This window comes from Flavobacterium sp., from assembly GCF_044371705.1.
In the GTDB taxonomy this organism is placed as follows: Bacteria; Bacteroidota; Bacteroidia; order Flavobacteriales; family Flavobacteriaceae; genus Flavobacterium.
Window position 1 is genome coordinate 1 of record NZ_JBILTE010000188.1, and the last position, 4,978, is coordinate 4,978.

At 34.5% G+C, this 4,978-nt stretch carries 6 protein-coding genes; 3 read left to right on the plus strand and 3 right to left on the minus strand.

What is annotated here, in order from left to right:
- Positions 1-113: 113 nt before the first annotated feature.
- Together ACIQ2S_RS11270 and panB are read right to left on the minus strand one after the other, a co-directional pair.
- Complete coding sequence (locus ACIQ2S_RS11270) at positions 114-824, minus strand: RluA family pseudouridine synthase (protein WP_396176030.1); 711 nt, start codon at positions 822-824, stop codon at positions 114-116.
- A gap of 39 nt (positions 825-863) precedes the next feature.
- Complete coding sequence (gene panB, locus ACIQ2S_RS11275) at positions 864-1,682, minus strand: 3-methyl-2-oxobutanoate hydroxymethyltransferase (RefSeq protein WP_396176032.1); 819 nt, start codon at positions 1,680-1,682, stop codon at positions 864-866.
- 131 nt (positions 1,683-1,813) lie between these two features.
- On the opposite strand from panB, the gene nhaD reads away from it, so the two are divergent.
- The 3 genes from nhaD (at position 1,814) to ACIQ2S_RS11290 (ending at position 4,671) form a co-directional block, all read left to right on the plus strand.
- Complete coding sequence (gene nhaD / locus ACIQ2S_RS11280) at positions 1,814-3,100, plus strand: sodium:proton antiporter NhaD (RefSeq protein ID WP_396176034.1); 1,287 nt, start codon at positions 1,814-1,816, stop codon at positions 3,098-3,100.
- Positions 3,101-3,109: 9 nt separating this feature from the next.
- Positions 3,110-3,541 carry a nuclear transport factor 2 family protein gene (locus ACIQ2S_RS11285; RefSeq protein WP_396176036.1) on the plus strand — a complete coding sequence of 144 codons (432 nt, stop codon included), beginning with the start codon at positions 3,110-3,112 and terminating at the stop codon, positions 3,539-3,541.
- 62 nt (positions 3,542-3,603) lie between these two features.
- Positions 3,604-4,671, plus strand: coding sequence for a porin (locus tag ACIQ2S_RS11290; protein ID WP_396176038.1), 1,068 nt, complete (start codon positions 3,604-3,606; stop codon positions 4,669-4,671).
- Here ACIQ2S_RS11290 and ACIQ2S_RS11295 read toward each other — a convergent pair.
- Positions 4,646-4,978 (minus strand): DUF2809 domain-containing protein (locus tag ACIQ2S_RS11295; protein ID WP_396176040.1); only part of this gene is annotated, 333 nt, incomplete at its 5' end. The genes ACIQ2S_RS11290 and ACIQ2S_RS11295 overlap by 26 nt on opposite strands.

Sequence of the window (4,978 nt, forward strand, 5' to 3'; positions counted from 1 at the left end):
CCGGAATAATGATCTTGTGCAAATAAACCGGTAAATGAAACAAGTGATAAAAGGAACAAATAATTTTTCATAGATTATGTTTTTTTAGTAAAACAATTCAAAAATACGAAAACCTACGGAAGGATTTGTTTTTTTTCAATGGATTTCCATAGCACATCATCGGGAACCGGTGCAATCAATGCTAACTTTTCTTTGGAAACAGGATGTGTAAAATTTAATTTTCGAGCATGAAGATGGATTCCTCCATCGGTATTGCTTCTGTCAAAGCCATATTTTAAATCACCTTTAATAGGACAACCAATACTTTGTAATTGTACTCTAATTTGATGATGTCTTCCGGTATGCAATTCAATTTCTAACGCATAATAATTAGTCAAAGAGGTAATTATTTTGTAGGCTAAACTGGCCTTTTTGCTTTCGGGAACTTCTTTTAAATGAGCTTTGGAAGTGTTGTTTTTGGAATTTCTTTTGATGAAATGCACTAAGACATCTTGCTCTTTTGGGGGTTTGGTTTTAACCACCGCCCAATAGGTTTTTTGTGTTTCTCTGGAGCTGAACAACTCATTCATTCTTGTCAAAGCTTTTGATGTTTTAGCAAAAATTACGATACCTGATGTCGGTCGGTCCAGTCGATGAACCACACCTAAAAAAACTTCTCCGGGTTTGTTGTATTTTTCTTTGAGGTATTCTTTGATACTATCCGGTAAGGGTTTGTCACCGGTTTTATCGCCTTGAACAATGTCGCCAACCCTTTTATTAACAACTATCAAATGATTATCCTCATGGAGAATCTGCAAATTATCTTTAGTGGAAACTGTTTTCATCCTCAAATTAACTCATTGCCTCATTGCCACATTGCCTCATTAATACTGTTCATTTGCGTTCGGAAAATCCAATGCCTTCACATCAGTAACATATTGTCCGATTGCCTTGGTCATATCTTCATATAAGTTCATGTATCTTCTTAAAAAACGTGGACTAAATTCATGGGTCATCCCAATCATGTCATGTAAAACCAGTACTTGTCCGTCAACACCACTTCCGGCACCAATGCCAATCACAGGAATGGAAATGCTTTCAGCCACTTTTTGAGCAAGTTTGGCAGGGATTTTTTCTAAAACCAATGCAAAACAACCAATGCGTTCCAATAATTTGGCATCTTCAATCAATTTTTCGGCTTCTGCTTCTTCTTTTGCACGAACGGTATATGTTCCGAATTTATAGATAGATTGCGGAGTTAACCCCAAATGTCCCATTACGGGAATACCCGCATTCAATATTTTTTTAATAGAATCTTTAATTTCACCTCCACCTTCTAATTTCACGGCATGTCCTCCACTTTCTTTCATAATACGAATGGAAGAACGCAAGGCTTCTTTCGGATCTGATTGATACGTTCCGAAAGGCAAGTCAACAACTACTAAAGCTCTTTCACAAGCTCGAACAACGCCGCTTGCATGATAAATCATCTGGTCTAAAGTAATTGGTAATGTAGTTTCATGTCCCGCCATTACATTACTCGCAGAATCACCCACTAAAATAACATCTACACCTGAGGCATCCACAATTTTTGCCATAGTAAAATCGTAGGCTGTTAACATTGAGATTTTCTCACCGTTGGCTTTCATATCAAATAGTGATTTGGTGGTAATTCTTTTGTAATCTTTTTTTGCTGTAGACATTTTGCAGGATTTTATTAAGTAAACACACAAATGTAAGGAATCTTTGTGTATAGCGTAATTATTTGCAAAAAAGAATTAAAAACATTGCAATTCTATTTACCTTTACTCCTACAAATTTTTAAATTTTTATAATGGTTTCTGTTGTTCTCATCATCGCGGTTTTAGGGTATCTTCTGATTATATTCGAATCACCTTTCAAAATTAATAAAACAATAACTGCAATTCTTACGGGAGCTTTATGCTGGGTGTTTTTTGCTTTGTTTTATAAGGGCGATCAGCATTTACTTGCAGAAAAGTTAACAGGACATTTTGGAGAGATTGGCGGTTTGCTAATCTTTTTGTTAGGAGCGATGACAATTGTAGAATTAATTGATTTGCATAAAGGTTTTTCGGTAATTACGCATCGAATTCGAACTAAATCAGTTTTTAAATTACTTTGGATTGTGGGGGGCGTCACCTTTTTTATGTCGGCATTATTAGATAATTTGGCAACCGCTATAATTATGGTAACCTTATTGAAAAAATTGATGCCTAAAAGTGAAATTAGAATGATTCTTGCGGGAATAATTGTAATTGCAGCAAATGCCGGTGGTGCATGGAGTCCTATTGGAGATGTTACCACAACCTTATTGTGGATAGGAGGCCAGGTTAGTGCATTAGGAATTGTAAAAGTATTGTTTGTTCCTTCATTATTTGTCATTCTGGTGCCGTTAATAATTGCAAGTTTTCGTATGAGAGGTTTTGCTGCACTTCGCGTGCAGTTATCAATGCAGGATGTTAAGAGGGAAGAAAAAATGTATGGTAGTGTAAGTGTGCTGCTAGCGGGTGCATTTGGATTAATTATGGTTCCGGTTATCAAATCAATAACAGGTTTGCCACCCTTTATCGGGGTTTTAATTGCTTTAGGATTTGTAGCTTTGGTATCGTTAATTTATCATCGCGAAAAATCGCAATCGGAGAAGGACTTATTTTCTGTAGCTCATGCATTGTCAAAAGTTGATATTAGTTCTATACTCTACTTTATGGGAATTTTATTGATGGTATATGCTCTTCAAGATACTGAAATATTAAGTACGTTTGCCGATTTTTTATTGAGAACCTTACCCAATATTGACACCATGGTTATAGCAATAGGGGTATTATCATCGATTGTGGATAACGGTAGTTTAGTTGCCGCAACGCAAGCGATGTTTCCTCTAACCGAATATCCTATGGATAATTCATTGTGGGAATTTATCGCATTATGTGCAGGAACAGGAGGCAGTATGTTAATTATCGGTTCTGCTGCAGGTATTGCGGTTATGGAGAAAGAAAAAATTACTTTTATGTGGTATTTGAAAAAAATAACGCCTTTAGCAGTAGCAGGGTATATTGCCGGTATTGTAGCTTTCTTAGCTCTCAATTGGTTAACCCATTAAGCAAGTTTTATGAAAAGAATTTATTTCTTACTTTTACTTTTAACAAGTCATTTTTCTTTTGCACAAAAGAAAGAAATTCAACAAACCATTGAAACTTTTTTTGAGGCCTTTCACCAACGCGATTCTATCAAACTCCAATCGGTTTGTAACGAAAATTTGGTTTTGCATTCCATTTCCGAATCGGGAAACGGCACTAAATTTTCTATTGAAAAGGCTTCGAATTTTTATAAATCCATTGCTACTATTCCTGTAACCATGAAATTTGAAGAAAAAATCCTGAGTTATAACATTCAAATAGATGGTGCAATGGCTCATGTTTGGACACCCTACGAGTTTTATGTAAATGACAAATTGAGTCATTCAGGGGTAAATTCTTTTCAATTATTTCAGGAAAATGGAGTTTGGAAAGTGGTTTATATTTTAGATACGAGGAGGAAGTAGTTATCTATCAACCCCATTTTAATCTTGAAATAAATATTTTTTATAAATACATTTTTTAAAAAATGAAGAAGATTTGCCACGGCAGTGTACTGTTGTTTTTGGTTTTTTCTTTTGCAGGAGAAGCACAAACATTGGATTCGCTGAAAATAGATTTCTCAGGATTTATTGAGACGTACTATTCATATGATTTTAATACACCATCAGCCAATCAGAAAATTCCTTTTCTATACAATTATAATCGACATAACGAATTCAACATCAATAATGCTTTATTGCGAGTAAAAGCAAGTTATGGAAATGTCTATGCTTCTTTAGCTATGCATGCTGGTACTTATGTAGAAGATAATTATGCTGCCGAAGAGATAAAATTAATAAGCGAAGCAATTGTTGGAGTTTATTTAGATGATAAAAGAAAGCATGTCATTGAAATGGGAATTATGCCCAGCTACATCGGTTTTGAAACCGCAACTTCAGCTTCCAATTTAACGTTAACTCGATCGATGTTGGCTGATAACTCTCCTTATTTTATGACGGGTGTAAAGTACCAATTTCAACCTTCTGAAAATTGGACTTTCGCCACATTTTTAACCAATGGATGGCAACGAATTTCTAAAACTGACAAATCAACTCTTCCGTCTTTTGGCTCGCAAATCACGTTTAAACCAACTGAAAATGCATCCTTAAATTGGAGTACTTTTATTGGTGACGAACCAACCGAATTGGGTTTGCGAACACGTTATTTCAGTAATTTGTATTTTGATTATCAATGGAATGAGCATTGGCGAACCATTGCAGGTTTTGATGTTGGAATACAAAAATCAAGTGTTAGCAACAATTATGAAGATTGGTTGAGTCCGGTTTTAATCGTTCAATATTCCTTTAGTTCTAAATGGCAAACTGCTTTTCGAACAGAATATTATCAAGACGAAAATAACGTCATTATAAATGCAAATGATAGGGCTTTCAAAACCTTTGGAAATTCACTGAATGTAGATTTTTTACCTACTTCTAAAGTAAAAATCCGAATGGAAGCTCGTTGGTTGAAATCGCAAGAAGCCATTTTTATTAAAGATAATCAGCTGGTTGAAAATGATTTCTTTATGACTACAAGTATGAGTTTTGAGTTCTAACTAATTTTTTATCAGAAATAAATGCAAATGTTGTTCCAATAAAATAACAAATCAAATCGCTCCACAGAAAACCTTGTCCCAAAATATAATGTCCTAAAGTTGTAGTTCGAAGAGTAACTAGCCAGTCGAATTTTACCAATTGTAGGATTTCAATAGAAAAACAAAACAGTAAATTAACTAAAAATGTTTTGTAAATATGCCAATGAATGAAAATAAAACGAATGCCAAAATAAATTAAAATAGCGTATAAAATATCTCCAAAAAACAATGGAATATCAGCTATTTTCCTTGATACTATCCCAAGAAA

Excerpts from the sequence above, each read along its gene's own strand:
- panB (WP_396176032.1), bottom strand. The coding sequence starts at position 1,682 with ATGTCTACAGCAAAAAAAGATTACAAAAGAATTACCACCAAATCACTA.
- nhaD (WP_396176034.1), top strand. The coding sequence starts at position 1,814 with ATGGTTTCTGTTGTTCTCATCATCGCGGTTTTAGGGTATCTTCTGATT.
- ACIQ2S_RS11285 (WP_396176036.1), top strand. The coding sequence starts at position 3,110 with ATGAAAAGAATTTATTTCTTACTTTTACTTTTAACAAGTCATTTTTCT.
- ACIQ2S_RS11290 (WP_396176038.1), top strand. The coding sequence starts at position 3,604 with ATGAAGAAGATTTGCCACGGCAGTGTACTGTTGTTTTTGGTTTTTTCT.
- ACIQ2S_RS11270 (WP_396176030.1), bottom strand. The coding sequence starts at position 824 with ATGAAAACAGTTTCCACTAAAGATAATTTGCAGATTCTCCATGAGGAT.